The organism is Pseudomonas sp. TH07 (assembly GCF_016651285.1).
Taxonomy (GTDB): Bacteria; Pseudomonadota; Gammaproteobacteria; order Pseudomonadales; family Pseudomonadaceae; genus Aquipseudomonas.
In genome coordinates, this window is sequence record NZ_JAEKED010000001.1 from 5,976,508 (window position 1) to 6,000,304 (window position 23,797).

Consider the following 23,797-nt stretch of genomic DNA (forward strand, 5'->3'; position numbering starts at 1 on the left):
CAATGACTGACAACCTGATCGAAATCCGCCACCTGAATGTCGCCTTCGGCGAGCAGACGGTGGTCCGCGACCTGAGCCTGGACATCCGCCCCGGTGAGTGCCTGGCCCTGGTGGGCGAGTCCGGCTCGGGCAAGTCGGTGACCGCACACTCGATCCTGCAACTGCTGCCGCAGACTGGTTGCAGCAGCTCCGGCAGCGTGCGTTATCGGGGCCAGGAGCTGCTGGGCGCCGAGCCCGCCACCCTGCAAAAGCTGCGGGGCAATCGCATTGCGATGATCTTCCAGGAGCCCATGACCTCCCTCAATCCGCTGCACAGCATCGAGAAACAGATCGGCGAAACCTTGCTGCTGCACAAGGGCCTGGGAGGCAAACAGGCCCAGGCGCGAATCCTCGAACTGCTGGAGCTGGTGGGCATTCAAAAACCCCAGGAACGGCTCAAGGCCTACCCGCACCAGCTTTCCGGCGGCCAGCGCCAGCGGGTGATGATCGCCATGGCCCTGGCCTGCGAGCCGGAACTGCTGATCGCCGACGAACCCACCACCGCCCTCGATGTGACGGTGCAGCGCAAGATCCTGCTGCTGCTCAAATCCCTGCAACAGCGCCTGGGCATGTCCCTGCTGCTGATCAGCCACGACCTCAACCTGGTGCGACGCATCGCCCAGCGGGTGTGCGTGATGAAGGCCGGGGAAATCGTCGAACAGGCCGACTGCGAAACCCTGTTCAGCGCGCCGACTCATCCTTACAGCTGCGAGTTGCTCAACGCCGAACCTGAGGGCGAAGCGCTGTGCCTCGATGCTCGGGAAACGGTGCTGGAGGTGGACAACCTGAGGGTCGACTTCCAGATCGGTGGCGGCCTGCTGCGCCGCAAGCACTACCTGCGGGCGGTGGATGGCATCAGCCTTAGCGTGCAGCAAGGCAAGACCCTGGGGATTGTCGGCGAGTCGGGCTCGGGCAAATCGACCCTGGGCCAGGCGATTTTGCGGCTGCTGGACTCCCAGGGTGGCATTCGCTTCCAGGGCCAGGCGCTGGATGGCCTGACCCAGAAACAACTGCGGCCGTGGCGCAAGCAGATGCAGGTGGTGTTTCAGGACCCCTTCGGCAGCCTGAGCCCACGGATGTCGGTGGCGCAGATCATCAGCGAAGGGCTGGAGGTGCACAGCCAGTCGACCGCCAGGCAATGCGAAGCGCAGGTGATCCAGGTGCTGCAGGAGGTCGGCCTGGACCCCGCCAGCCGCCATCGCTACCCCCACGAGTTTTCCGGCGGCCAGCGCCAGCGCATTGCCATCGCCCGCGCCCTCGTATTGAAACCGGCGCTGATCCTGCTCGACGAACCGACCTCGGCCCTGGACCGCACGGTGCAAAAGCAAGTGGTGGCGCTGCTGCGCCACTTGCAGGAAAAACACGGCCTGACCTACCTGTTTATCAGCCACGACCTGGCCGTGGTCCGCGCCCTGGCCCACGACATGATCGTGATCAAGGACGGCAAAGTCGTCGAACAAGGCCCCAGCCACGAGGTGTTCGAAGCTCCCCAGCACCCGTACACCCAGGAACTGCTGGCTGCTGCGCAGCCCGGATAATTGCCCCACAACTACAAGAGGGTTGCTGCAGCCGCTGCCGAGGCACGAGGCAGCGACTACAGGGTTTGAATCATCGGGCATAATCCCGGGCGCACATTTTCTGGATGCCAGCATGAACGACAGCGAAAACCTCAAGGATTATCAGCGGGTGCGCCAATTGGCGATCCGTTCGCTGTTCGAGATCATCGAGCAGTCCAGCGAGGGCACGGTGATTGTCGACCGCGACGCCAATATCGTGTGGATGAACGAGCGTTATGCCCGGCGTTTTGGCCTGGAATCAGCCGCCTTCGCCATCGGCAAGGCCTGCGAAAGCGTGATCCCCGGCAGCCTGTTGCGGGAGGTGGTGCGCACCGGGCGCCCGATCCTGCTGGACATGCAAGACACCCCCAAGGAGCCGCTGGTGGTGATGCGCCTGCCGATCCACGACGCCGCCGGCAGCGTGATCGGCGCCATCGGCTTTGCCCTGTTCGATGAACTGCGCAGCCTGTCGCCCATGCTCAAGCGCTACCTGAGCATGCAGGAAGAGCTGGCCTCGACCCGCTCCCTGCTGCGCTCGCGGCAGACCAAGTACAACTTCGCCCACTTCATCGGCACCAGCGCCGCCAGCCTTGAGGTCAAGCGCCGCGCCCGGCGCAGCGCCAGCGCCGACTCCCCGGTGTTGCTGCTGGGTGAAACCGGCACCGGCAAAGAACTGCTGGCCCAGGCCATCCACGCTGCCTCGCCGCGAGCGCACAAGGCCTTTGTCAGCATCAACAGCGCCGCCATCCCCGAAGCCCTGCTGGAAGCGGAGTTCTTCGGCACCGCCCCCGGAGCCTTCACCGGCGCCGACCGCAAGGGCCGCTCCGGCAAATTGCAGATCGCCCAGGGCGGCACCCTGTTCCTCGATGAAATCGGCGACATGCCCCTGCCCCTGCAAAGCAAGCTGCTGCGGGTGTTGCAGGAAAAGGAATTCGAACCGGTGGGCTCCAATGAGGTGATCCAGAGTGATGTGCGGATCATCGCCGCCACCTCCACCGACCTCGAGGCCGCCATCAAGCGTGGCGAATTTCGCGCCGACCTCTATTACCGGCTCAATGTGCTGCCGATCCAGGTGCCCGCCCTGCGCGAGCGCCTGGACGATCTGCCGGCCCTGAGCGAAGGCATTCTCGAAGAACTGCGCAGCCAGCATGAACTGGACCGCGAGGCGCTAGCCCTGCTGGGTCAGCATGGCTGGCCGGGCAATATTCGCGAGTTGCGCAATGTGCTGGAACGGGCCGCGCTGCTGAGCGACAAACTGATGCTCAATGCCGGGGATATTCGGGCGGCCATCGGCAACTTCAGCCCGCTGCCACGGGATGCCGTCCCGCAGATGATCGAGGCGCAACCCCAGGAAACCTTTGCCGCCGCCCGGGAACGGTTCGATCGGCAACTGATCAGCAACACCCTGGCGCAATGCGCCGGCAAGGTGGATGAAGCGGCCCGGCGCCTGGGGCTGGGACGCTCGACCTTGTACAAAAAGATGGCAGCACTGGGAATTGCCGAGTCTCAATAACGAGACAAAAGTCCCGATAAAGAGACAACCGCTCTTGTGGCGAGGGAGCTTGCTCCCGCTGGGCCGCCCCGCGGCCCCAAACCCCGCCATCGCGGTCTTTCTGATGCCACCCGGTGGTCTGGGAGTGCTGCGCACTGGAGCGCCAGCCCGGTCCAGCGGGAGCAAGCTCCCTCGCCACACTGTCTCTAACCAGAGACCAGCTCAGGCTTCATCGCCTAAAATTATAAAAATATCATTATTTTTCAACATGTTATGTAAATGGCACAGTTCTCGCTATACGCCTCTCCACACGCAACACCCCACAAAAATAACAACTCTGGAGAGACACACCATGAGTGTGATCATTGCCCTGGCAGCCCTGGCGCTGCTGATGCTGGCTGCCTACCGTGGCTACAGCGTCATCCTGTTTGCCCCCATTGCCGCCCTCGGTGCGGTGCTGCTGACCGACCCGTCCGCCGTGGCGCCCGCCTTTACCGGGGTGTTCATGGAGAAGATGGTCGGCTTTATCAAACTCTACTTCCCGGTGTTCCTGCTGGGCGCGGTGTTCGGCAAGCTGATCGAGCTGTCGGGCTTTTCCCGCTCCATCGTCGCGGCAGCCATCCGCCTCCTGGGCACCCGCCAGGCCATGCTGGTGATCGTGCTGGTGTGCGCCCTGCTGACCTACGGCGGCGTTTCGCTGTTTGTGGTGGTGTTTGCGGTCTACCCGTTCGCCGCCGAGATGTTCCGCCAGAGCAACATCCCCAAGCGCCTGATCCCGGCCACCATCGCCCTGGGCGCGTTTTCCTTCACCATGGACGCCCTGCCCGGCACGCCGCAGATCCAGAACATCATCCCCAGCACCTTCTTCAACACCACCGCCTGGGCCGCGCCGTGGCTGGGGGTGATCGGCACCATCTTCGTGTTCTGCGCCGGCATGCTGTTCCTCCAGCGCCAGCGCAACAAGGCGCAGAAAGCCGGTGAAGGCTACGGCACCGAGCTGCGCAACGAGCCGGAAACCGCCGAAGACATCCAACTGCCCAACCCCTGGATCGCCCTCTCGCCGCTGTTGATGGTGGGCATCATGAACCTGCTGTTCACCCACTGGATCCCGCTGTGGTACGGCAAGACCCACAGCCTGGCGCTGCCGGGCATGACCGCGCCGGTGACCACCGAGATCGCCAAACTCACGGCAATCTGGGCGGTGCAGGCCGCCTTGTTGATCGGCATCCTGATGGTGCTGGCGTTCGGTTTTTCGGCGATTCGCAGCAAACTGGCCGAAGGCAGCAAAAGCGCAGTCAGCGGCGCGCTGCTGGCGGCCATGAACACCGCTTCGGAATACGGTTTTGGCGCAGTGATCGCCTCCCTGCCGGGCTTCCTGGTCCTGGCGGACTGGCTGAAAAGCATCCCCAACCCCCTGGTCAACGAAGCCATCACCGTGACCCTGCTGGCCGGCATCACCGGTTCGGCCTCGGGTGGCATGAGCATCGCTCTGGCGGCCATGTCCGAGAGCTTTATCAGCGCGGCCCACGCCGCCAACATTCCGCTGGAAGTGCTGCACCGGGTGGCCGCCATGGCCAGCGGCGGTATGGACACCCTGCCCCACAACGGCGCAGTGATCACCCTGCTGGCGGTGACCGGGCTGACCCACCGCGAAGCCTACAAAGACATTTTCTGCATTACGCTGATCAAGACGCTGGCGGTGTTTGTCGTGATCGCCACTTTCTACGCCACAGGCATTGTGTGAGGTATTGATGACCACTCTTTCCGGCAAGACCGCCCTTGTGACCGGTTCCACCAGCGGCATCGGCCTGGGGATTGCCCTGGGCCTGGCCAAGGCCGGGGCCAACCTGATCCTCAACGGCTTCGGCGATGCGTCGAAGGTAATCGCCGAAGTGGCGCAGTTCGGCACCCGGGTCGGGCACCACCCGGCGGACGTCAGCGACCCGGCGCAGATCGCCGAAATGTTCGCCTACGCCGAGCGTGAGTTCGGCGGCGTCGACATCCTGGTCAACAACGCCGGGATCCAGCACGTGGCGGCGGTGGAAGAATTCCCGGTGGAGCGCTGGGACTCGATCATCGCCATCAACCTGTCGTCGGTGTTCCACAGCACGCGCCTGGGGTTGCCGGGGATGCGCGCCAAGGGCTGGGGGCGAATCATCAACATTGCCTCGGTGCACGGCCAGGTGGGTTCGGTGGGCAAGGCCGCCTATGTCGCGGCCAAGCACGGGGTGATCGGCCTGACCAAGGTGGTGGGCCTGGAGACCGCCACCAGCAACGTCACCTGCAACGCCATCTGCCCCGGCTGGGTGCTGACGCCGCTGGTGCAAAAACAGATCGACGACCGCGCGGCCAGCGGCGTCGATCCGCAACAGGCGCAGCATGACCTGCTGGCAGAAAAACAGCCGTCCCTGGAGTTCGTGACCCCGGCTCACCTGGGTGAGTTGGTGCTATTTTTATGCAGCGAAGCCGGCAGCCAGGTACGCGGCGCGGCGTGGAACATCGATGGCGGGTGGCTGGCGCAGTAACGCTGCCTGCGCTCCCTCTTTCTGTGGCGAGGGAGCTTGCTCCCGTTCGGCCGCGCAGCGGTCGCACACCAGACGACCGCGTTTTGTCGTTGAGTCTCGGTTGCCTGGTTTCAGGGCCGCTTCGCGCCCCAGCGGGAGCAAGCTCCCTCGCCACGAACGCGATACGGCACCACCCCCTATAAGAAGAAACAGAGGCCTTGCATGTCCGACATTCTCTGGCAACCCAGCGCCGAGCGCATCGGCAAGACGCGCATCGACGCCTTTCGCCGCTTTATCAATCAACGCCATGACCTGGCCCTCGACGATTACCCGTCCCTGCACCAGTGGAGCATCGACCAGCGCCAGGACTTCTGGCAGGCGATTGTCGACTTCTTCGAGGTGCGCTTTGAGCACCCGCCCGAGTGCGTACTGCGCGAAGGCCCGCAGATGCCCAGCGCCGAATGGTTTCCCGGGGCCACGCTGAACTTTGCCGAACACCTGCTCAAGCGCCGGGATAACGGGGTCGCCGTGGTGGCGATCAATGAGAACGGGCAACGCGAACAACTGACCTACGCCGAGCTGGCGGCCCATGTCGCCGGCCTGCAACAGAGCCTGCGCGCGGCCGGCGTGGGCCTGGGCGACCGGGTGGCGGCGTGCATGCCCAACACTTGGCAGACCCTGGTCGGCATGCTGGCCACCACCAGCCTCGGGGCGATCTGGTCCTGCTCTTCGCCGGACTTCGGCACCCAGGGGGTGATCGACCGCTTTGGCCAGATCGAACCCAAAGTGCTGATCACCTGCGCCGGTTACCGCTACGCCGGCAAGGACATCGACCAGAGCGCCAAACTCAACGAGATCCTCGAACGCCTGCCGTCCCTGCAACAGCTGATCATCGTGCCCTACGCGCGCCCCGAAGCCCGGGTCGAAGACTTCCACACCCCGGCCAAGGTCGCGCTGTGGGACACCTTCTACCGCCCCGGCGGCACGCCTGAATTCGTCGCCGTGCCTTTCGCCCACCCGCTGTACATCCTCTATTCCAGCGGCACCACCGGCGTGCCCAAGTGCATCGTCCACAGCACCGGCGGCGTGCTCCTGCAACACGCCAAGGAGCACGGCCTGAACACCGACCTCGGCCCCGGCGACGTGCTGTTCTACTACACCACCTGTGGCTGGATGATGTGGAACTGGCTGGTCTCGGCCCTGGCGGTGGGCGCAAGCCTGGTGCTGTATGACGGCTCGCCGTTCCACCCCGGCCCCGAGCACCTGCTGGACCTGGTCGACCAGGAAGCCATCAGTGTTTTCGGTACCAGCCCCAAATACCTCGCAGCCCTGGAAAAGGCCGGCCTGCAACCGCGCCTCAGCCATGACCTGGGCAGCCTCAAGACCCTGCTCTGCACCGGCTCGCCGCTGTCGCCGCAAAGCTACGACTACGTGTACCGCGAACTGAAACAGGAGCTGTGCCTGGCCTCGATGTCGGGCGGCACCGATATCGTTTCCTGCTTTGTCATCGGCAACCCGTTGCAGCCGGTGCGCCGTGGCGAGATGCAAGGCAAGAGCCTGGGCATGGCCATCGAAGTGTGGAATGACCAGGGCCGGCCGGTGATCGGCGAAAAGGGCGAGCTGGTCTGCACCCGCCACTTCCCGGCCATGCCCATCGGCCTGTGGAACGACCCGCAGCAGGAAAAACTGCGGGCCTCGTATTTCAGTCAGTTCCCCGGGGTCTGGGCCCAGGGCGACTACGCTGAGCAACTGGCCCACGGCAGCTGGCTGATTCATGGCCGCTCGGACGCGGTGCTCAACCCCGGTGGCGTGCGCATCGGCACGGCGGAGATCTACCGCCAAGTGGAAAAAGTGCAGCAGGTCAGCGAAAGCCTGGCCATCGGCCAACAGTGGGACGGCGACGTGCGCGTGGTGCTGTTTGTGCGTCTGCAAGACGGCGCGCAGCTCGATGCAGCGCTGCAAGAGCAGATCCGCCAGGTGATCCGCGCCAACACCACCCCGCGCCATGTACCGGCGAAGATCCTCCAGGTCAGCGACATCCCGCGCACCATCAGCGGCAAGATCGTCGAGTTGGCCGTGCGCAACGTGGTGCACGGCATGCCGGTGAAAAACACCGATGCCCTGGCCAACCCCGAGGCCCTGGAGCAGTTTCGCGACCGCGCGGAACTGGCCACCTGACCCCTGGCGCCCATCGATAACCGCCGGGCCAGAGAGGTGTATCACCTCCTGGCCCGAGCCGCCTGAACCCGCACAAAAAACGCTTTCTGCCGGTGTCGTCATCCCGCGCAACCTGTCTAGACTGGTCATCCGAGGCAAAAACGAGTGAAATACGCCTCTCACCGGCACCGAGCCCCTTCGTTTGAATAGAAATCCCCAAGCATGGGACTTTTTGAAGTGCCAGCCGTCTACTGCTTGCATGCCTCTGCTGACACGGCTCTAGAATCAAGCTTCACCCCAGGATCCCTGACATGAACGTCTCCCCCAATGCCCGCGAAGCCGAAACCCTGATTGCTCGGCTGGACTGGACCACCACCCCCCTGGGGGCAGCCGGCCAATGGCCGCAAAGCCTGCGCACCGCAGTGGACATCGTGATCCACTCGCCGATGCCGATGATGCTGCTGTGGGGCGAACAACTGACGCAAATCTACAACGACGGCTTTGCCCTGCTGGCGGGCAACAAGCACCCCCAGGCCTTCGGCAAACCGGTGGACCTGGCCTGGCCGGAGCTCAAGGAGTTCACCGCGCCCATCTACAGCGCCGTACTCAAGGGCCAGGTGCGCAGCTTCAATGAACAACGCTTTACCCTGCAAAACGGCGGTCGCGAGTCCGACCTGTGGCTCGACCTGACCTACAGCCCGATCCGCGACGAGCGCGGCGAAGTGGCCGGGGTGCTGATCACCGCCATCGAAACCAGCGAACGCCGGCGCATCGCCCTCGAACTCAAGCAGCGCTCCGAGGCCAGCCTCAAGGCCCAGCACGAAACCGAAGAGCGCCTGCAACTGGCCCTGGCCGCCACCGACGCGGTGGGCACCTGGGACTGGAACATCGGCGACGACCGCTTTATCGCCGATGCGCACTTCGCCCAGTTGCACAGCATCGATCCATTGCAGGCCGGGCAATTGCCCATCAGCGACTACCTCAACGGCGTGCACCCCGAAGACCGCGGCATGGTGGCGCGCAGCATCAAGCACTGCATTACCCACGGCACCGAATACGCCGAGGAATACCGCCTGCAACTGGCCGACGGTCAGGTGCGCTGGGTGTTTGCCCGGGGCCGTTGCTACAAGGACCACCACGGTCGGCCGACGCGTTTTCTCGGTGCCGCCCTGGACCTTACCGAACGCAAGCAGATGGAACAGGCGCTGCGCCAGAGCCAGACCGAGCTGCAGCTGATCATCAACGCCATGCCGGTGCTGATCGGCTACGTCGACCGCGACGAACGCTTTCGCCTGAACAACAGCGCCTACCTCGACTGGTACGGCCTGACCCCGCAAGAGCTGTACGGCAAGAGCATCCGCGAGGTGATCGGCGACGAGATCTACGCCACCCGCGTCGAGCAGATCAGCGCCGCGCTCACGGGCACCCCGTGCAGCTTCGAGGCCGACTCGCCTCATCGCGACGGCCGCCCACGGCATGCACTGATGAAATACCTGCCGCGCTACAGCGCCGATGGGGCGATCAACGGGTTTTATATTTTCGTGATCGACGAGACCGAGCGTCGGCAAACCGAAGAGGCCCTGCGCAACCTCAACGAGACCCTTGAAGAGCGGGTCAACGAACGCACCCAGGCCCTGGCCACCGCCAACCAGCGCTTGCAGAGCGAGATGTTCGAACGCGAGCGCGCCGAAGAAGCGTTGCGCCACGCGCAGAAGATGGAAGCCGTGGGTCAGCTCACCGGCGGCATCGCCCATGACTTCAACAATATGCTGACCGGCATCATCGGCAGCCTCGACCTGATGCAGCGCTATATCGACAACGGCCGCAGCGCCGAGATCGGCCGTTTTACCGAGGCCGCGGTGTCCTCGGCCAAGCGCGCCGCCGCCCTCACCCATCGCTTGCTGGCGTTCTCCCGGCGCCAGTCCCTGGACCGCCAGCCCCTGGACCCGAACCAGCTGGTGCAGTCACTGCAAGAGCTGTTCAACCACACCAAGGGCGAGCACATCGAGCTCAAGCTGGCGCTGGGCGAGGGTGTGTGGCCGGTCAACACCGATGCCAGCCAGCTGGAAAACGCCCTGCTGAACCTGGTGATCAACGCCCGCGACGCCATGCCCCACGGCGGCGAGCTGCTGATCGAAACCGCCAACAGCTACCTCGACGGCAGCGACATCCGCACCCTGGAGCCGGTCAAGGCCGGCGACTACGTGATGCTCGGCGTCAGCGACAACGGTGCCGGCATGAGCCCGCGCGTGCTGGCCAAGGCTTTCGATCCGTTTTTCACCACCAAACCCATTGGTCAGGGCACGGGCCTGGGGCTGTCGATGATCTATGGCTTTGCCCAGCAGTCGGGCGGCCACGTGACCATCACCAGCGAACCCAACCAGGGCACCAGCGTGCGCCTGTACCTGCCTCGGCTGTATGCCGCCCCCGAGGAAAAACCGGTAACCGACGGCAACGGCGAGGCCCCCTGCGCCATGGCCGGCGAAACCGTGGTGGTGGTCGAGGACGACCCGGCAGTGCGCATGCTGGTACTCAATGTGCTCGGGGAACTGGGCTACACCGCGTTCGAGGCCGAAGACGCCAAGAGCGCGCTGCCGCTGCTGGAGTCGCCGATCCGCGTTGACCTGCTGGTGACCGACGTCGGCCTGCCGGGGATGAATGGCCGCCAGTTGGCGGAGATCGCGCGGCAACAGCGGCCGCAGCTCAAGGTGCTGTTTATGACCGGTTACGCGGAAAAGGCCGCCGAGCGCCAGGGCTTTCTCGAAGCCGGCATGGACCTGATGGCCAAGCCGTTTTCCATCGACGACCTGGCCCAGAAGATTCGCCAGATGATCAGTCAGCCCGGTTGATTTCAGGCATAATCCGCGGCCGCCGTCCGCACCGTTCCAAGGTAACTGCCCGATGAAAGCCCAAGCCCGCCATATCCTGGTGAAAACTGCCGAAGAGGCCGAGCAACTCAAGCAACGCATCGCCAAGGGCGAAGCCTTCGATGTGCTGGCCAAGAAGTTCTCCACCTGCCCCTCCGGCAAACGCGGCGGCGACCTGGGCGAAGTACGGCCTGGGCAGATGGTCGGCGCCATCGACCAGGTCATCTTCAAAAAGCCCCTGCGCACCGTGCACGGCCCCATCAAAAGCAAATTCGGCTACCACCTGGTGCAAGTCTTCTACCGCGACTAACCCTTGTAGCCCCTGCAAACCTGTAGCCGCTGCCGAAGGCTGCGGCTACAAGGTTAATTTCGCGGGATCAGGGCGCCGGGGAACTGGATGACCTGGCTGGCCAGGCGGTGTCCGGCCTCTGCGGCGTCGACCGGGCTGCCGCCTAAGAGGCGCCTGGCCAGGTACGCGGCGCTAAAGGAATCCCCTGCTGCCGTGGTGTCCACAACCTTTTCCACCCGCTGCCCTGGCACCTCGAAAGATTCCCCGGCGCAGCGGATCAGGCAAGGTTCGGCGCCGCGCTTGAGCACCACTTCCACACAATCGGCGTACGCCGCAAACACCTCCGCACTGTCGGCAAACCCAAACAACGCCTGCTCGTCATCCAGGGTCAACAGCGCCAGGTCCACGTGCTGCAACACCGCACGGTACGTCGCCCGGGCCTGCTCGACCGACGCCCATAACCGCGGCCGGTAGTTGTTGTCGAAGACAATCCGCGCCCCACGCTTACGCGCCTCGATCAACACCTCCAGCAACTTCTCGCGCCCCACCGGCCCCAGCACCGCCAGGGTGATGCCACTGAAATACAGCACGTCATAGCCCGGCAACGCCGCAAGAATCGGCGCCGCCGCCGGGGTGGTGAAGCAATCGCGTACCGCCGCCTCATTGCGCCAATACAAAAAGCGTCGCTCGCCCTGGGCATCGGTCTGGATGCAGTACAGGCCGGGCAAGCGCCCAGGCAGGCGCTGCACCCGCTCCAGGCCAATACCCTCGGCAGCCCAACTGCGGCACATGGCCTCACTGAAACTGTCATCGCCCAGGGCGGTGACGTAATCCACACGCCCCTGGCCGTGCAACTCCCGGGACAGGTACACCGCGCTGTTCAAGGTATCGCCGCCAAAGCTCTGTTGCAGGCTGCCGTCGTGGCGTTGTTGCAACTCGATCATGCATTCGCCGATGCAGGCGATGCGGGGGGTTGGGTTCATGCTTGGGACCTCTGCGCCCGAAGTGATAAGGGTGCGCCCCGAGGGAGCGCACCGTTGCCGTCCGCTCCTAGAAGCAGGTGTCCAGACTCTCGATCACTCGCAGGCGCTCATCTACCAGCAACCCGGTGCGCCATTTATCGAAGGTCAAACAGGGGTGGGAAGTGCCGAAGGAAATGATGTCGCCAATCCGCAGCTCCACCCCCGGCGCCACAGTGAGAAACGCATGCTGATCCATCACCGCCGTGACCTTGCATGCCCCCACATCATCCCCGGCGCTGGCCTCGGCCCCGGCGCGATAACGCCGCAGTGGCACCGGCAGGCCGGCGTCATAAGCTACATCGCGTTTGCCCAGGGCCACCACGGCAAAGCCCGGCTCCGGCAGCGACTGCACATGGGCCCAGACCTCCATGGCCGGGCGCAGGCCTTCCTCCAGGTCACTGCGCCGATCCAGCACGCAGCACTGCGCGTCTTTATAGATGCCGTGGTCATGGGCCACATAACTGCCCGGGCGCAGCACACTGAGGAAACGCCCCTTGGCGTTGTGGGTCTCGAAGGATTCGGCAATCAGGTCGTACCAGGCCGAACCCGAGGCGGTGATGATCGGCCGCTCGATGGCGAACAATCCGTCGTTGTGCAGGTCCACCGCCAGGCGCACCAGCGAATCCGCGAACTGGCGAATGCCACTGATGGCCTGATCGCCATGGATCACCCCTTCATAACCTTCGATACCGCACAGGGCCAGGGCCGGCTGCGCCTTGATCGCCCGGGCCAGATCCAGCACCTCCTGCTCGCTGCGGCAGCCGCAACGCCCGCCGACCACGCCGTACTCGATCATCACCTTGAGCGTTGCCCCGCGCTGGGCGAAAAACGCCCCCAGGTCGGCCACGCTGTCCGGGTGATCCACCATGCAATAAAAGTCGAAATCCGGGTCCGTCAGCAGCTCGGCGATCAGCGCCATGTTCGGCGCGCCTACCAGCTGGTTAGCCATCAACACCCGGCGCACGCCATGGGCGTAGGCGGCACGGGTCTGGGTGGCGGTGGCCAGGGTGATGCCCCAGGCGCCGGCTTCCAGCTGACGCTGGAACAAGCCCGGCATCATGCTGGTCTTGCCATGGGGCGCGAGCTCGGCGCCGCTGTCGCTGACGAACTTCTGCATCCAGCGGATGTTGTGCTCCAGCGCCTCGCGGTGCAGCACCAGGGCCGGCAGGCTGACGTCCTGCAACAGACTCGCGCCCTTGGCAGCGGCACCCTTTTCCACCAGCGGCAGATCAAAAACGGAAGACATGTTGGCACTCCTTACTCAAGGCGGCTGCGCACAGCCGCAGGACAGCATTAATCGTTGATACGCCGGGCCAGACGGTTGGCGCTGTCGATCAGCACCCGGCGGTATTCCTGGTAATGGGTCTGGGCGTCGGCCCGGGGCGCGACGATGCACAGGGTGCAGATGCATACCCCGCGCTCATCCCGCACCGGCGCGGCAAAGCAGTGGGTGAAGGTGTCGGCCACGCTGTCGAAGGAAAAGAACCCCTCCTCGGTGGCCTGGCGGATTTGCTTGAGGAACGTCTCCAGGGGCAGACGTTCACCGTCGGGGAGGATGAAGTCCCGCTCATCGATCAGATCGACAATCTGCGCATCGCTCAAATGCCCCAGCAGCAGCCGCCCGGATGCGGTCCAGGGAATCGGTGCGTTCTCGCCGATGTCCGAGGAAATACGGAAATGCCGCTCGCCCTCCTTCATCAGCGCCACGGTGTATTTACGCCCATTGAGCAGGCACATCTGCGCGGTTTCACGGGTCTGGCTGACGATGTCCTGCAAGGCCTGATCGGCCTCGCGGCTCAGGTCGAAATGGCGCAAATGGGCCTGGCCGAGAAAGTACAACTGGCGGCCCAGGTACACATGCCCATCCTTGCCCACCGGCTCCAGAATCCGCCGCTCCAGCAAGGACGCCACCAGCTCGTAGACCGTGGACTTGGGGCTGCCGATGCCGTTGGCGATATCGTTGGGGCGCAACGGCTGGCCGATCTCCTTGAGGAAATCAAGAATATCGAACGCCCGATCCAGGCCCTTGGCCCGGCGCTTGATGGTGTCTTCAGTCATCTATCTGGCATTCCCCTGGAAATTGGTCGCTCACTCTATCCTCACTTGCCACGTGTGGCAGAGCACTTAGCGCTTCTTGTAAGCAACGCAATCAATCTCGACCTTGCAATCCACCATCATATTGGCCTGCACGCAGGCCCGGGCCGGTGCATGTTCGGGCTTGAAATACTCGCCAAACACCTTGTTGAAACTCCAGAAATCCCGCGGATCCTCCAGCCACACGCCAACCCGCACCACGTCCTCCAGGCCATACCCGGCCTCCTCCAGGATCGCCACCAGGTTGCGCATGGTCTGCCGGGTCTGCTCGACGATCCCGCCGGTGATGATCTCACCGTCCAGGGCCGGCACCTGCCCCGACACGTGCAGCCAGCCATCGGCCTCCACGGCGCGGGCGAAAGGACGAGGCTGACCGCCTCCAGCGGTGCTGCCGGTGCCGTAACGAGTAATGCTCATGGGTACTTCTCCTGTTTGAAAGGCAGTTGAAAGTCAGAAACGGGTGTTCTTCAAAAACTCCGCCAGGCGCGGTGACTGCGGGCGCTCGAAGAGTTCTTTGGGCGGGCCCTGCTCCTCGATGCGGCCCTGGTTCATAAACACAATCTGGTCCGAAACCTCGAACGCAAAGCGCATTTCGTGGGTCACCAGCAACATGGTCATGCCCTCGTCCGCCAGGCCCTTGATCACGTTCAGCACCTCGGCCACCAACTCCGGGTCCAGGGCCGAGGTCACCTCATCGAACAGCATCAGGCTCGGGTTCATGGCAATGGCTCGGGCGATGGCCACGCGCTGCTGCTGGCCGCCGGACAACTGCCCGGGAAAGTGATCACGGCGCTCCAGCAGCCCGACCCGCTCCAGCCATTTTTCCGCGAGGGCCACGGCCTCGTCCTTGGCCAGCTTCTTGACCTTGATCAGGCCCAGGGTCACGTTCTGCAACGCGGTCAGATGAGGGAACAGGTTGAACTGCTGAAAGGCCATCCCGGTCATCGCCCGATGCTGGGCAATCACCTTCTCCGGGTGGCGCAGGCGTTTGCCGTCAACCTCGTGGTAGCCGATGGATTCGCCGTCGAGCAGAATCTGCCCGCCCTGGAATTCCTCCAGCATATTCACGCAGCGCAGCAACGTGGTCTTGCCCGAGCCGCTGGAGCCGATCAGGGTCACCACATTGCCCCGTGGCATCTCCAGGTCGACGCCCTTGAGCACCTGCACCGCGCCGTATTGCTTGTGCAGGTTACGAATGCTCAGCAACGGCTGCTGGCCGGCTGGCAGGGAAACGTGAGCGTGAGTCATGGCAAGGCCACCCGCTTTTCAATGGTCCGGCCGAAGAGTTCGATGCCGTAGTTGATAAGAAAAAACAGCAAACCGGCGAACAGGTAAAACTCCAACGTCATAAAGGTGCGGGCGATGATCTGCTGGGTGCTGAGCAACAACTCGGCGACGCCGATCACCGAGAGCAGGGTCGAGGCCTTGACGATCTCCGTCGAGGAGTTGACCCAGGTCGGCAGAATCTGCCGCAGCGCCTGGGGCAACAGCACGTAGGCCAGCGCCTGTTTGAACGTCAGGCCAATGGCCTGGCTCGCCTCCATCTGCCCCCGGGGAATCGCCTGCAACGCACCGCGCACAATCTCCGCCACGTGGGAGCCGCAAAACAGCGTCAGGCCCAGGGCCCCGGCCTCGAACGCACCGATCTGCCAACCCAGGGCCGGCGCCATGTAAAAGCACGCCAGCACCAGCACAAACACCGGCGTGCCGCGGATCAGGTCCACATACAGCCGAAACGGCGCCCGCATCCACCACCGGCCATAGGTCAGTACCAGCCCGGCCAACACCCCGATCAGGGTGCCGAACAAAATCGCCAGGGCCGAACAGCCGACACTGGTCTGAAACCCCGCCCACAGCGTCTCGCGGGCCAACCACAATTCATGCCACCAACTGGGTGCTTGATACATATCGGGCTCCTAGCGACGGATCGCCAACCGCTGCTCCAGATGGCGCAACAGCAAGGCAATGAAGTAACAGGCCGCCACATACAACGCCGTGGTCACCATCCAGGTTTCAATCACTCGGTAGCTTTCAACGTTGATCTTGCGCGCGTAATAGGTCAGCTCCGGCACCGCAATGGCGGCGGCCAGAGAGGTGTCCTTGAACAGCGAAATAAAGTTGTTGGACAGCGCCGGCAACACATTGCGCAGCATCACCGGCACCGTCACATAGGCCCGTACCTGCCACTCCCCCAGGCCAATGGCCAAACCCGCCTCGCGCTGGCCCTTGGGAATACTCAACAGCCCGGCGCGAAACACCTCGGTCAGATACGCCCCCGCGTACAGCGACAAGGTGACGATGAACGACGGCACCTTATCCAAGCGAATCCCCAGGCTCGGCAGGGCGAAATAGATCAACAGAATCAGCACCAGAATCGGCGTATTGCGGATCACCGTCACATACACCGAGGCCAACACCCGCAACGCCCGATGCCTGCTCAACAAGGCAAAGGCCATCATCAGGCCGATCACACAACCGATGGCGATCGACACCAGCGCCAGCTGCAAGCCCAAACCGAGCCCCGCCAGCAAGGTGTCGAAATCGCGCCACACGGCGGCAAAGTTCAACTGATAATTCATGGTCGGCACCACCTTGAGCAGGGCGCTTTCGAGGGGCGCCCCACTCAGCAATGTGTGTGTTGAAAACGTGGCGAGCGAAAGAAAGACAAGGCGAAAACGGGTGAGCAAGCGGAGTTGACGTCAGTCAATGAGCAGTGCGATCCCGTTTTCAACGCCGTATTTCTGAGCGCAGTCGTTTTCATTTGAATTCGACGGGGAAACCAATTTCGGGCGTTGGCAGATCCACACCGAACCACTGCTTGAACGACGCCGCGTAGGTCGGGAACTCAACCCCGGTCATCGCCTCGTGCAACGTGGTATTGACGAAATTCAACCAGTCCTGATCCCCACGCTTGACCGCGCAGGCATAGGTTTGCGGGCTCCAGGCATAAGCCGGGCTGCGATAACGCCCGGGGTTCTGCACCATCAAATACTTCACCGACGACTGATCGGTGGCCGCCGCATCGGCCCGCCCCGAGTTCACCGCCTGATACATCAAATCGACACTGTCGTACTGATCAACCTTGGCCTTGGGCAACGCCTGGTGCACCAACTCCTCGGCGTACACGTTCTGCAACACCGCCACCGTCACCCCATCACCGCCGGCCTTGAGGTCATCGATCTCCTTGTACTTGCTGTTAGCCGGCAACAGCAGCCCCACCCCTTCGCGGTAATACGGCAAGGTAAACGCCACCTGCTGCGCGCGGCTGGCGGTGACCGTAATGAACTGACAGCTCATATCGACCTTATCCGTCAGCAGATTGGGAATCCGCGCATCAGACGACTGCACCACAAACTCCACCTTGCTCGGGTCATTGAACAACCCCTTGGCCACCATCCTGGCGATATCAATATCGAACCCCTGCAACTTCCCGTCCGCCCCCTGGAAGTGCCACGGCGCATTGGTACTGCCCGTCCCGACAATCAAATGCCCACGCTTGAGCACCGAATCCAACTTAACGTCCGCCGCCTGCGCCCCCCCCACAGCCCCAGCCAACGACACAGCAAGCAACACACACGCTTTAAACAAGGAAAGTCCGCGATGCATGACAAGCACTCCAAGGATGGTGTTTATTCCGCTATACCGGAACATGGTATGTAACAACGGAATAGACAGCAGGAAGTGTGCCACGGGATGGGAAGGGATGACAGGGGGATGGGGAAATTGAAGGGAATCAAGGGGATGGGGACAGCGCGGGTTTTGGCGTTACAAATGGAGTGAGCGGGAGTGATACGCAAAGGTACGAGAAGTGATTCGGCAGCACACAAAATGGTGCGGCGGGGGAGCCCAAATGCCGATCAGTTACGCTTTAGAGCGAACGAAACATAACCTGTGGTGAGGGAGCTTGCTCCCGTGGGACCGGCCGGCGCTCCGGAGCGTAGCAGTCCCCTTTTTGGGTCCGCTGCGCGGCCCAGCGGGAGCAAGCTCCCTCGCCACAATGACAGTGCTTGCCCTTAACTGACTGGCATTAGTAGGGCCTCATTAATTCCAATAGCTGGCAACAATTCTCAGCACAAAACTGAACAACCCAACGCCCTGTAACCTTGCCTGACTCACTGGATCGCCCTATAGTCCGACCCGTCGCTGCAAATTCAGCGATCTGACTTGGCCGTCAGCATCCTAAGCGCACAGGCGCTCCCCATAACAAGGCAAGCGCTTTTTTTGCGCTCGCACGTTCGTGTTATGGCGACTGTGCGTGGGACACCTTCGGGTGTGCCGGGATGCTTAGGCCCGGTCGGCCAACCCGCGTACAGTTGCCACCCTGCTTCGCTTGGCCGCGATTGGTGGTAGCTACCTAAGTTATGGAGCGTCACTGATATGGATTACCAACCTTTCACTTCTTCCAACACCACCGACCACCCCGTCGCCTTTATCAACCCTCAAGCCCCCCTGCTTGATCTGCTGAACTACGCCGGCCTGCGCATCCGCGCTGCCCGCGACATGCTCGACAGCGTCTCCAACATGACCAGCCGCAACGCCGACGACCTCGACCTGATGCGCTTCTCCAGCGTGGCAACCCTGTTATTGCAGGACGGATGCGACGTGTTGCGCGTGGCAGAACAAAAAGCGATGGACCTACCACAGCGTTAACCCGTAGCGCCAAGCCAAAGCCATTGCACATGCTGTGCTCTGGCTCTGGCTCTGGCTCCGGCTTTTGACCCTGCTTTTGATCTTGATCCACCCGCCCCTTCGGCAGGCCGAGTGGAGGTGTTCATCAGGGGATTGGCGCGCAGCGCCCTTCGACGCAGTCGAAGACGTCGCTGGAAGCGATGCCCCCTGAGGGACGCCGGAACGAGGGAACCCGAGCGCAGCGAGGGCCGTACGCTCGGGGCGAGACTTTTTGGTTCCTTTTGTGGCGTTTGACAAAAGGGACTCGCCGTAAGGGCGAAACCCTAAGCAGCCATTACCGCAGCAACGGATATGCCCCCCAACAAGCTTTGCTAAGCACCGTTGCATCAGGAATATCTAAGGCGTTTGAACCGGCCAGCGCAGCCTACGGCAGCGGCTACAGAGAAAGACTGAAGCCGAAGCCAGCCTTCAGCTTGATAAGGAGTGACCATGTACGACTACGCCATTCGCTTTGAGCAGGACAGCACGCCAGGGCTTGCAGTGTTCTGCCGTGATCTGCCGGAGCTAAACAGCTTCGGCAATGATCGTGAACACGCACTCAAAGAAGCCCTTTATGCAATCGAAACCACCCTCTCGATTTACGTTGATCAGCGCCGCGCCATCCCCCAAGCCTCTGCACTGCAAGACGGGGAATACATCATTCATTTACCCACAGTGACCGTGGCCAAGATCGTGCTTTGGAACACCATGATGGAGCGGGATATGCGCAAGGCCGATCTGTGTCGGCTACTGGGTATTCACCAAGCCCAGGGAGATCGGCTGGTCGACTTCCTGCACACCTCCAAGATGGAACAATTGGAAATGGCTTTGGCCGCTCTTGGCAAACGCCTTTCGGTGTCTGTTGAAGCGGCGTAACCCCAAATGAAAAACCGAAAAATTCCGGGCTTACAGAAACTCTCTGTTGCTTGGCTTTTGATCTTGGTCGGGCAAAGAGCTTCTTGTTCTCCCTCACTGCATCCATTTTTCAACACTGCGGTAAAGCTCACCCACTCAATCAAATTGCTCAAGTTTTACGCGCTCCAGCTGAAAACCTGACGAATATTGTAAATTTCGAGAAAAACAAGAAAGGACAATTATCCGTGCCGGTAGACAGCAAGGAGAACCGCCACTACCGAGCTGATAGCTAACCTCAAACAACGAAGCCAAGGACCAGACAATGGCGCTTGCATCAGCAGAACGCATGATCGAATACCTGAGCCAGAGACTACGCCAACACGCGTATGCCGTAATCGACGAATGCAAACAGGGTTTCACCGACGAAGCAAAAAAGGCCGAGACTCTTTTCATGCACTTGCTCAATGAAGCAGGGTCGCATGCAGGCTTCAGTTTCAGAAACATGAATATATGGCCCAACACTCCCCAATTGAGTGAAAAGCCCGCCGACGAGCAAAATGGAATCAACTATCCCGCCATCGACTTGGCTGATGAAAGAAACGGTGTCTGTGTGCAAATAACCTTCCAGGGAGAAAACACCCAACAGAAGATCAATCACACCATTAACAATTTCATCAAGCATCAGCTAAAAGAACAATACACCAGGATATGGATCATTTATGCCGCCCATAATCGCGCACCAAAAGTTAAAGTAAATAGCTATGACAAGAATCTTGTTTCGACTTTCGGGCTCCAAGACATTGTGGACTGGGTCAAGTATCAGAGCGACTGCACTAAGAGTGATGGCCCCCTCACACGCGCCCACGACTGTGTGAAGTATTGGCTGGACGGAACACACCCTCCCAGATTCGGCACAATAAATACCGACGAACACCACGAAAAAGCCATCAACTATCAACGGGAACTAAGCAAACTTCCATACAACCCACTTGCTAATCTTCCGCGCACTGATTACTGCCGGCACATCGAAGTCAGAGATTTCAGATCGTTATGCGCTTTTAACTCACTCCGTCAACAAGCATCAATGAAACCAGGAAGCAATTTTAAAAAATGGTCACAGCTTCCAGACTTTCGTCAGCTTGAACAGGATATCGACGAGCTGGTTGCGGAACTTGTAGATAACTTTAACAACCGTTTCCCCAAGGGTTTCGAGTCAGTGGGGCGCTGGAGCGAGCCGCAAAGCTGGGATGGTTTTCAGTCATTTCATCGTATTTTCAAAGACGGCCTGGAATTAAACGATTCAGAACTTGAATACTGCAGAAGCATTCGCAGCAAACTGCTACAGCTTATGAAGCTTATCAACGACCACAAACAGCAATTGGTCAGTTTTGGTAAAACACCTTATTGATCACATGTTATTCAAGCTCTATTTCCTCTAGTACAGGCTGCCGATCCTAGGCCAGCCTGTACTTCTCAGGGTATCGATTTCTATCTTGTCTCTACTGCCCGAGAGAGATTTCGATCAAGCCTTGAACGTCAGAATCGGCGAAAACCGCGCTATCACCGACACCGTCCCCTCTTCCACCTGGGACTGAATCACCTGGCCAATCTCCTTGTAGGCCCCCGGTGCTTCCTCGATCATCCGCTCCTCCTTGGTAGTGATGCACTCCACCCCATTCAGGCCGAGAAAGGCCTTGTCCTTCTTGGCCTTGAACACCACTTCGCTGCGCGACATGGAGCGCCCGGCGCCATGGCTGGCCGAGCGCAGCCAGCGCTCATTGCCCAACCCGGTGAGCAGGTAGGAATCATGCCCCATGCTCCCCGGAATCAGCAGCGGCTGCCCGGCATAGGCCGGCGTCGCGCCCTTGCGGTGGACGTTGCCGCCCTCTTCGCGCAGCACAATGTTGTGCGGCACATCGACAATCAGCGGCGCCTCGATGCCGGCGCCAAACACCTGCCGGGTGCGCTGGCGTACCATCTCGGCGATCAGCGCGCGGTTGGCATCGGCGTAGTGGGCGGCGCTGTGCATGGCCAGCAGGTACTCATCGGCCATCTCGCCAAACAGGGCGAAGATCTTCGAGTCGGGATGCTTGATCCCCGCCGGCCACAGGGCCTTGGCCTTGTCCATCCAGCTCCGCCCGACATAAAAGCCCACGTCCCGGGAGCCGGTGTGAATCATCATCACCACCTGCCCCACGGACAGGCCCTGGGCGAAGCAAGCCTGGCGATCCACCAGCTCGGTGACCACCTGGATCTCGACAAAGTGATTGCCGCCGCCCAGGGAACCCAGCCCCGGGTCGCGGAGGATTTTGCGCGAAAGGTCCTGCAGGGCCTCGGGCGCATAGTCGGTGCTGCCGCGGGCAAAGGACGACTCATGCAGGCCCGAAAGCTCACGCTGCAATTGGCCAAAGTCCGCCCCGGCAAACAGCCCGATCGGGTCCTGCTGCTGCACCTGGGCCCAGAAATCTCCCAACCCCGAAGCAAACAGCGCACTCATGGCCGTCGGGCTGGTGGGGATATTGCGCGTGCCTTCCAGCAGATCACCGCGCACCAGGGCGGTCCACTTGGCTTTCTGCGCCATGAACTGCTCGTAGTTCAGCCCCAGTTTGTGCAGGCGCATGCCGCAATTGATGTCGGTGCCAATGGCTTGCGGCACCACCAGGTCGTGGCTGGTGACAATCACGCTGCCGACCGGAATCGGGCTGCCGGTGTGGAAGTCCGGCGTGGCGCAGGCGCACTTCACTTCGCCGCCATGGGGGTGAGCCACCTTGGCGAAATCCATCAGTTGCAGGATGGCTTTTTCTTCGATGGCAAAGCTGTCAGGCAGCAGCAAATCCACCTTGAGCCCGGCGTCATTGATCGAAGAGATAGAGAGGGAATTGGAATTCAGGCGTTCGATGGCCACCCCGGAACGGGCGAGCTTGTGCTGAATTCTTTTCAGAGGAGTCTTGGTCATTTTCAACTGCTTTTCTTGGACGCAACAAAACAACCACCCTGTTGGTGGCTGGAATTGTCTGGTCAGCAGCGAAACTTAGACGGCGCGGATGATGAGGAATTGGGGGCTTGATGTAAAGACTGACTGGCAGATTTTTGAGTATGCACCGGGGGTTTTACGGCAGCGGCTACAGAATTTTCTCCGGCTTCTGCCAACGGCCCGCCCACAGATCAAAATACTCAAAAGCGGCCAGCGTGGCCTGGAGAGCGGGTTCGCCATGGGCTTCCAGCACCCGGCTCGGGATCGACACACCCGAAACCTCATGGTCAATCGGAAACACTTCACAACCTGGCGCAAACCCATCCAGCGCCGCGCGGATACTGCCCAAGTCGTTGGACTTGATAATGATCTGAATACCCATCAGCGCTTGAACTCCACCTGGCACATTGACGACAGGCTTCCAACCACTCTGTCGAGATCCGACGCGGCGACCACTTGCCCGCGAATGTCATAAACAAGCCTGCAAACCTTCAAGTCCTGAGGCAAATGCTGACGCGAGAACAGGATGCGTGCCCGGTTGTACTTGATACTCAAGTCAACGCTCTGGCCAGTTTCCAGGCTGTGGTTGGCGACGAGTATGTATTCGCCGCGCTCCTGCGAAACAAATTCCGGGGTGAACATAGCGGTCCTACCTCGCTTATACCTGTGAGTTTTCTCCAGCCGGCCTTGGAGCACTCAACGCTTGCTGGCGTCTTGATAAACCCGGCCACGCTCGCGCTTGCCCACGGCAATCACCGTTACCACCAGCACTTCATCCACCACCCGATACACCAGGCGATAGCCCGCGCTGCGCAATTTGATTTTATAAGCATTACCCAGGCCGCTAAGGCGGTCGGCCGGAACATGAGGATTGAGCAACCGCTCCTGAAGTTTGCTCTTGAACTGCTCCTTCAGCGTGGCGCCTAGTTTTTGCCACTCTTTCCAGGCCTTCTGCGAAAACTCCAGCTCATAAGTCATCGAGCGAAACCTTGATGGTCGGGTCGTTCTCCCGCTCGCGGCACAGGGCGACCAGTTCCAAATCGTCCAGGCGCTCCATCATCGCCTCGTATTCTCGGGCCGGAACACAATAGAACGCGGGTTCGTTGCGATTAAGTATGGCCACCGTCGAACCACCACCCGCAGCGACGGTGCCCATGGGGTTTTTCTTGAGTTCGGAAATACTCGCGACTACGTGAGACAGAAGGACATGAGTCATGAGGGGGCTCCCGCGAGTGCTGTTAAGAGTGCTGAAAATAGCACTTTTTATCTCAATCAGGCGT

At 61.4% G+C, this 23,797-nt stretch carries 23 protein-coding genes; 10 read left to right on the forward strand and 13 right to left on the reverse strand.

Going from position 1 to position 23,797, the window contains the following annotated elements; all coding sequences use genetic code 11:
- Positions 1 to 2 precede the first annotated feature (2 nt).
- The 7 genes from JFU57_RS27310 to JFU57_RS27340 all read left to right on the forward strand — a co-directional run bounded on the left by JFU57_RS27310 (position 3) and on the right by JFU57_RS27340 (position 10,925).
- Positions 3 to 1,577 carry an ABC transporter ATP-binding protein gene (locus JFU57_RS27310; RefSeq protein ID WP_078468820.1) on the forward strand — a complete coding sequence of 525 codons (1,575 nt, stop codon included), beginning with the start codon at positions 3 to 5 and terminating at the stop codon, positions 1,575 to 1,577.
- A 112-nt stretch (positions 1,578 to 1,689) separates the two neighbouring features.
- Positions 1,690 to 3,108 (forward strand): sigma-54 interaction domain-containing protein, encoded by a 1,419-nt coding sequence (locus tag JFU57_RS27315; RefSeq protein ID WP_078468819.1) that lies wholly within the window; start codon positions 1,690 to 1,692, stop codon positions 3,106 to 3,108.
- Positions 3,109 to 3,439: 331 nt separating this feature from the next.
- Entirely contained in the window at positions 3,440 to 4,831 is a 1,392-nt protein-coding gene (locus tag JFU57_RS27320; protein ID WP_020295169.1) for a GntP family permease, read from the forward strand.
- Between the two features lie 7 nt (positions 4,832 to 4,838).
- On the forward strand, positions 4,839 to 5,612 hold the full coding sequence (hbdH, locus tag JFU57_RS27325; protein ID WP_078468817.1) for a 3-hydroxybutyrate dehydrogenase: 774 nt from the start codon (positions 4,839 to 4,841) through the stop codon (positions 5,610 to 5,612).
- A gap of 201 nt (positions 5,613 to 5,813) precedes the next feature.
- Positions 5,814 to 7,769: an acetoacetate--CoA ligase gene (locus tag JFU57_RS27330; RefSeq protein WP_201131449.1), complete on the forward strand. Its 1,956-nt coding sequence runs from the start codon at positions 5,814 to 5,816 to the stop codon at positions 7,767 to 7,769.
- A 290-nt stretch (positions 7,770 to 8,059) separates the two neighbouring features.
- Positions 8,060 to 10,597 (forward strand): PAS domain-containing hybrid sensor histidine kinase/response regulator, encoded by a 2,538-nt coding sequence (locus JFU57_RS27335; RefSeq protein ID WP_201131450.1) that lies wholly within the window; start codon positions 8,060 to 8,062, stop codon positions 10,595 to 10,597.
- A 52-nt stretch (positions 10,598 to 10,649) separates the two neighbouring features.
- A complete protein-coding gene (locus JFU57_RS27340) occupies positions 10,650 to 10,925 on the forward strand; it encodes a peptidylprolyl isomerase (protein WP_008369722.1) in 276 nt (91 codons plus the stop codon).
- A 53-nt stretch (positions 10,926 to 10,978) separates the two neighbouring features.
- Here the strand turns inward: JFU57_RS27340 and JFU57_RS27345 are convergent, their stop codons facing one another.
- From JFU57_RS27345 to JFU57_RS27380, 8 genes are all read right to left on the reverse strand, one after another.
- The gene (locus JFU57_RS27345; RefSeq protein WP_201131451.1) at positions 10,979 to 11,887 is read right to left on the reverse strand and encodes a sugar kinase; all 909 of its coding nucleotides are present in this window, start codon (positions 11,885 to 11,887) and stop codon (positions 10,979 to 10,981) included.
- 67 nt (positions 11,888 to 11,954) lie between these two features.
- Positions 11,955 to 13,172 carry an amino acid deaminase gene (locus JFU57_RS27350; protein WP_201131452.1) on the reverse strand — a complete coding sequence of 406 codons (1,218 nt, stop codon included), beginning with the start codon at positions 13,170 to 13,172 and terminating at the stop codon, positions 11,955 to 11,957.
- 47 nt (positions 13,173 to 13,219) lie between these two features.
- Positions 13,220 to 13,984: an IclR family transcriptional regulator gene (locus JFU57_RS27355; RefSeq protein ID WP_201131453.1), complete on the reverse strand. Its 765-nt coding sequence runs from the start codon at positions 13,982 to 13,984 to the stop codon at positions 13,220 to 13,222.
- A gap of 66 nt (positions 13,985 to 14,050) precedes the next feature.
- Positions 14,051 to 14,437, reverse strand: coding sequence for a RidA family protein (locus JFU57_RS27360; protein ID WP_020295176.1), 387 nt, complete (start codon positions 14,435 to 14,437; stop codon positions 14,051 to 14,053).
- 33 nt (positions 14,438 to 14,470) lie between these two features.
- Positions 14,471 to 15,268 (reverse strand): amino acid ABC transporter ATP-binding protein, encoded by a 798-nt coding sequence (locus JFU57_RS27365; RefSeq protein WP_201131454.1) that lies wholly within the window; start codon positions 15,266 to 15,268, stop codon positions 14,471 to 14,473.
- Positions 15,265 to 15,927 carry an amino acid ABC transporter permease gene (locus tag JFU57_RS27370; protein ID WP_078468810.1) on the reverse strand — a complete coding sequence of 221 codons (663 nt, stop codon included), beginning with the start codon at positions 15,925 to 15,927 and terminating at the stop codon, positions 15,265 to 15,267. The genes JFU57_RS27365 and JFU57_RS27370 overlap by 4 nt, the downstream gene beginning before the upstream one ends.
- A gap of 9 nt (positions 15,928 to 15,936) precedes the next feature.
- A complete protein-coding gene (locus JFU57_RS27375; protein WP_201131455.1) occupies positions 15,937 to 16,599 on the reverse strand; it encodes an amino acid ABC transporter permease in 663 nt (220 codons plus the stop codon).
- 178 nt (positions 16,600 to 16,777) lie between these two features.
- The gene (locus JFU57_RS27380; RefSeq protein WP_201132215.1) at positions 16,778 to 17,626 is read right to left on the reverse strand and encodes a transporter substrate-binding domain-containing protein; all 849 of its coding nucleotides are present in this window, start codon (positions 17,624 to 17,626) and stop codon (positions 16,778 to 16,780) included.
- Between the two features lie 771 nt (positions 17,627 to 18,397).
- Between JFU57_RS27380 and JFU57_RS27385 the strand changes: the two genes are divergently transcribed.
- The 3 genes from JFU57_RS27385 (at position 18,398) to JFU57_RS27395 (ending at position 20,951) form a co-directional block, all read left to right on the forward strand.
- The gene (locus JFU57_RS27385; protein WP_201131456.1) at positions 18,398 to 18,670 is read left to right on the forward strand and encodes a hypothetical protein; all 273 of its coding nucleotides are present in this window, start codon (positions 18,398 to 18,400) and stop codon (positions 18,668 to 18,670) included.
- Between the two features lie 468 nt (positions 18,671 to 19,138).
- Entirely contained in the window at positions 19,139 to 19,564 is a 426-nt protein-coding gene (locus JFU57_RS27390) for a type II toxin-antitoxin system HicB family antitoxin (RefSeq protein WP_201131457.1), read from the forward strand.
- 301 nt (positions 19,565 to 19,865) lie between these two features.
- Complete coding sequence (locus tag JFU57_RS27395) at positions 19,866 to 20,951, forward strand: SMEK domain-containing protein (RefSeq protein ID WP_201131458.1); 1,086 nt, start codon at positions 19,866 to 19,868, stop codon at positions 20,949 to 20,951.
- A gap of 114 nt (positions 20,952 to 21,065) precedes the next feature.
- Here JFU57_RS27395 and JFU57_RS27400 read toward each other — a convergent pair whose 3' ends face one another.
- From JFU57_RS27400 to JFU57_RS27420, 5 genes are all read right to left on the reverse strand, one after another.
- Positions 21,066 to 22,499: an RtcB family protein gene (locus JFU57_RS27400; RefSeq protein ID WP_201131459.1), complete on the reverse strand. Its 1,434-nt coding sequence runs from the start codon at positions 22,497 to 22,499 to the stop codon at positions 21,066 to 21,068.
- A gap of 166 nt (positions 22,500 to 22,665) precedes the next feature.
- A complete protein-coding gene (locus tag JFU57_RS27405) occupies positions 22,666 to 22,899 on the reverse strand; it encodes a hypothetical protein (RefSeq protein WP_201131460.1) in 234 nt (77 codons plus the stop codon).
- Positions 22,899 to 23,159 (reverse strand): hypothetical protein, encoded by a 261-nt coding sequence (locus JFU57_RS27410; protein WP_201131461.1) that lies wholly within the window; start codon positions 23,157 to 23,159, stop codon positions 22,899 to 22,901. The genes JFU57_RS27405 and JFU57_RS27410 overlap by 1 nt, the downstream gene beginning before the upstream one ends.
- A 54-nt stretch (positions 23,160 to 23,213) precedes the next feature.
- On the reverse strand, positions 23,214 to 23,495 hold the full coding sequence (locus tag JFU57_RS27415) for a type II toxin-antitoxin system RelE family toxin (RefSeq protein WP_201131462.1): 282 nt from the start codon (positions 23,493 to 23,495) through the stop codon (positions 23,214 to 23,216).
- Positions 23,485 to 23,733, reverse strand: coding sequence for a type II toxin-antitoxin system Phd/YefM family antitoxin (locus tag JFU57_RS27420; RefSeq protein WP_201131463.1), 249 nt, complete (start codon positions 23,731 to 23,733; stop codon positions 23,485 to 23,487). Before JFU57_RS27420 ends, JFU57_RS27415 begins: the two co-directional genes overlap by 11 nt.
- Positions 23,734 to 23,797: the final 64 nt, after the last annotated feature.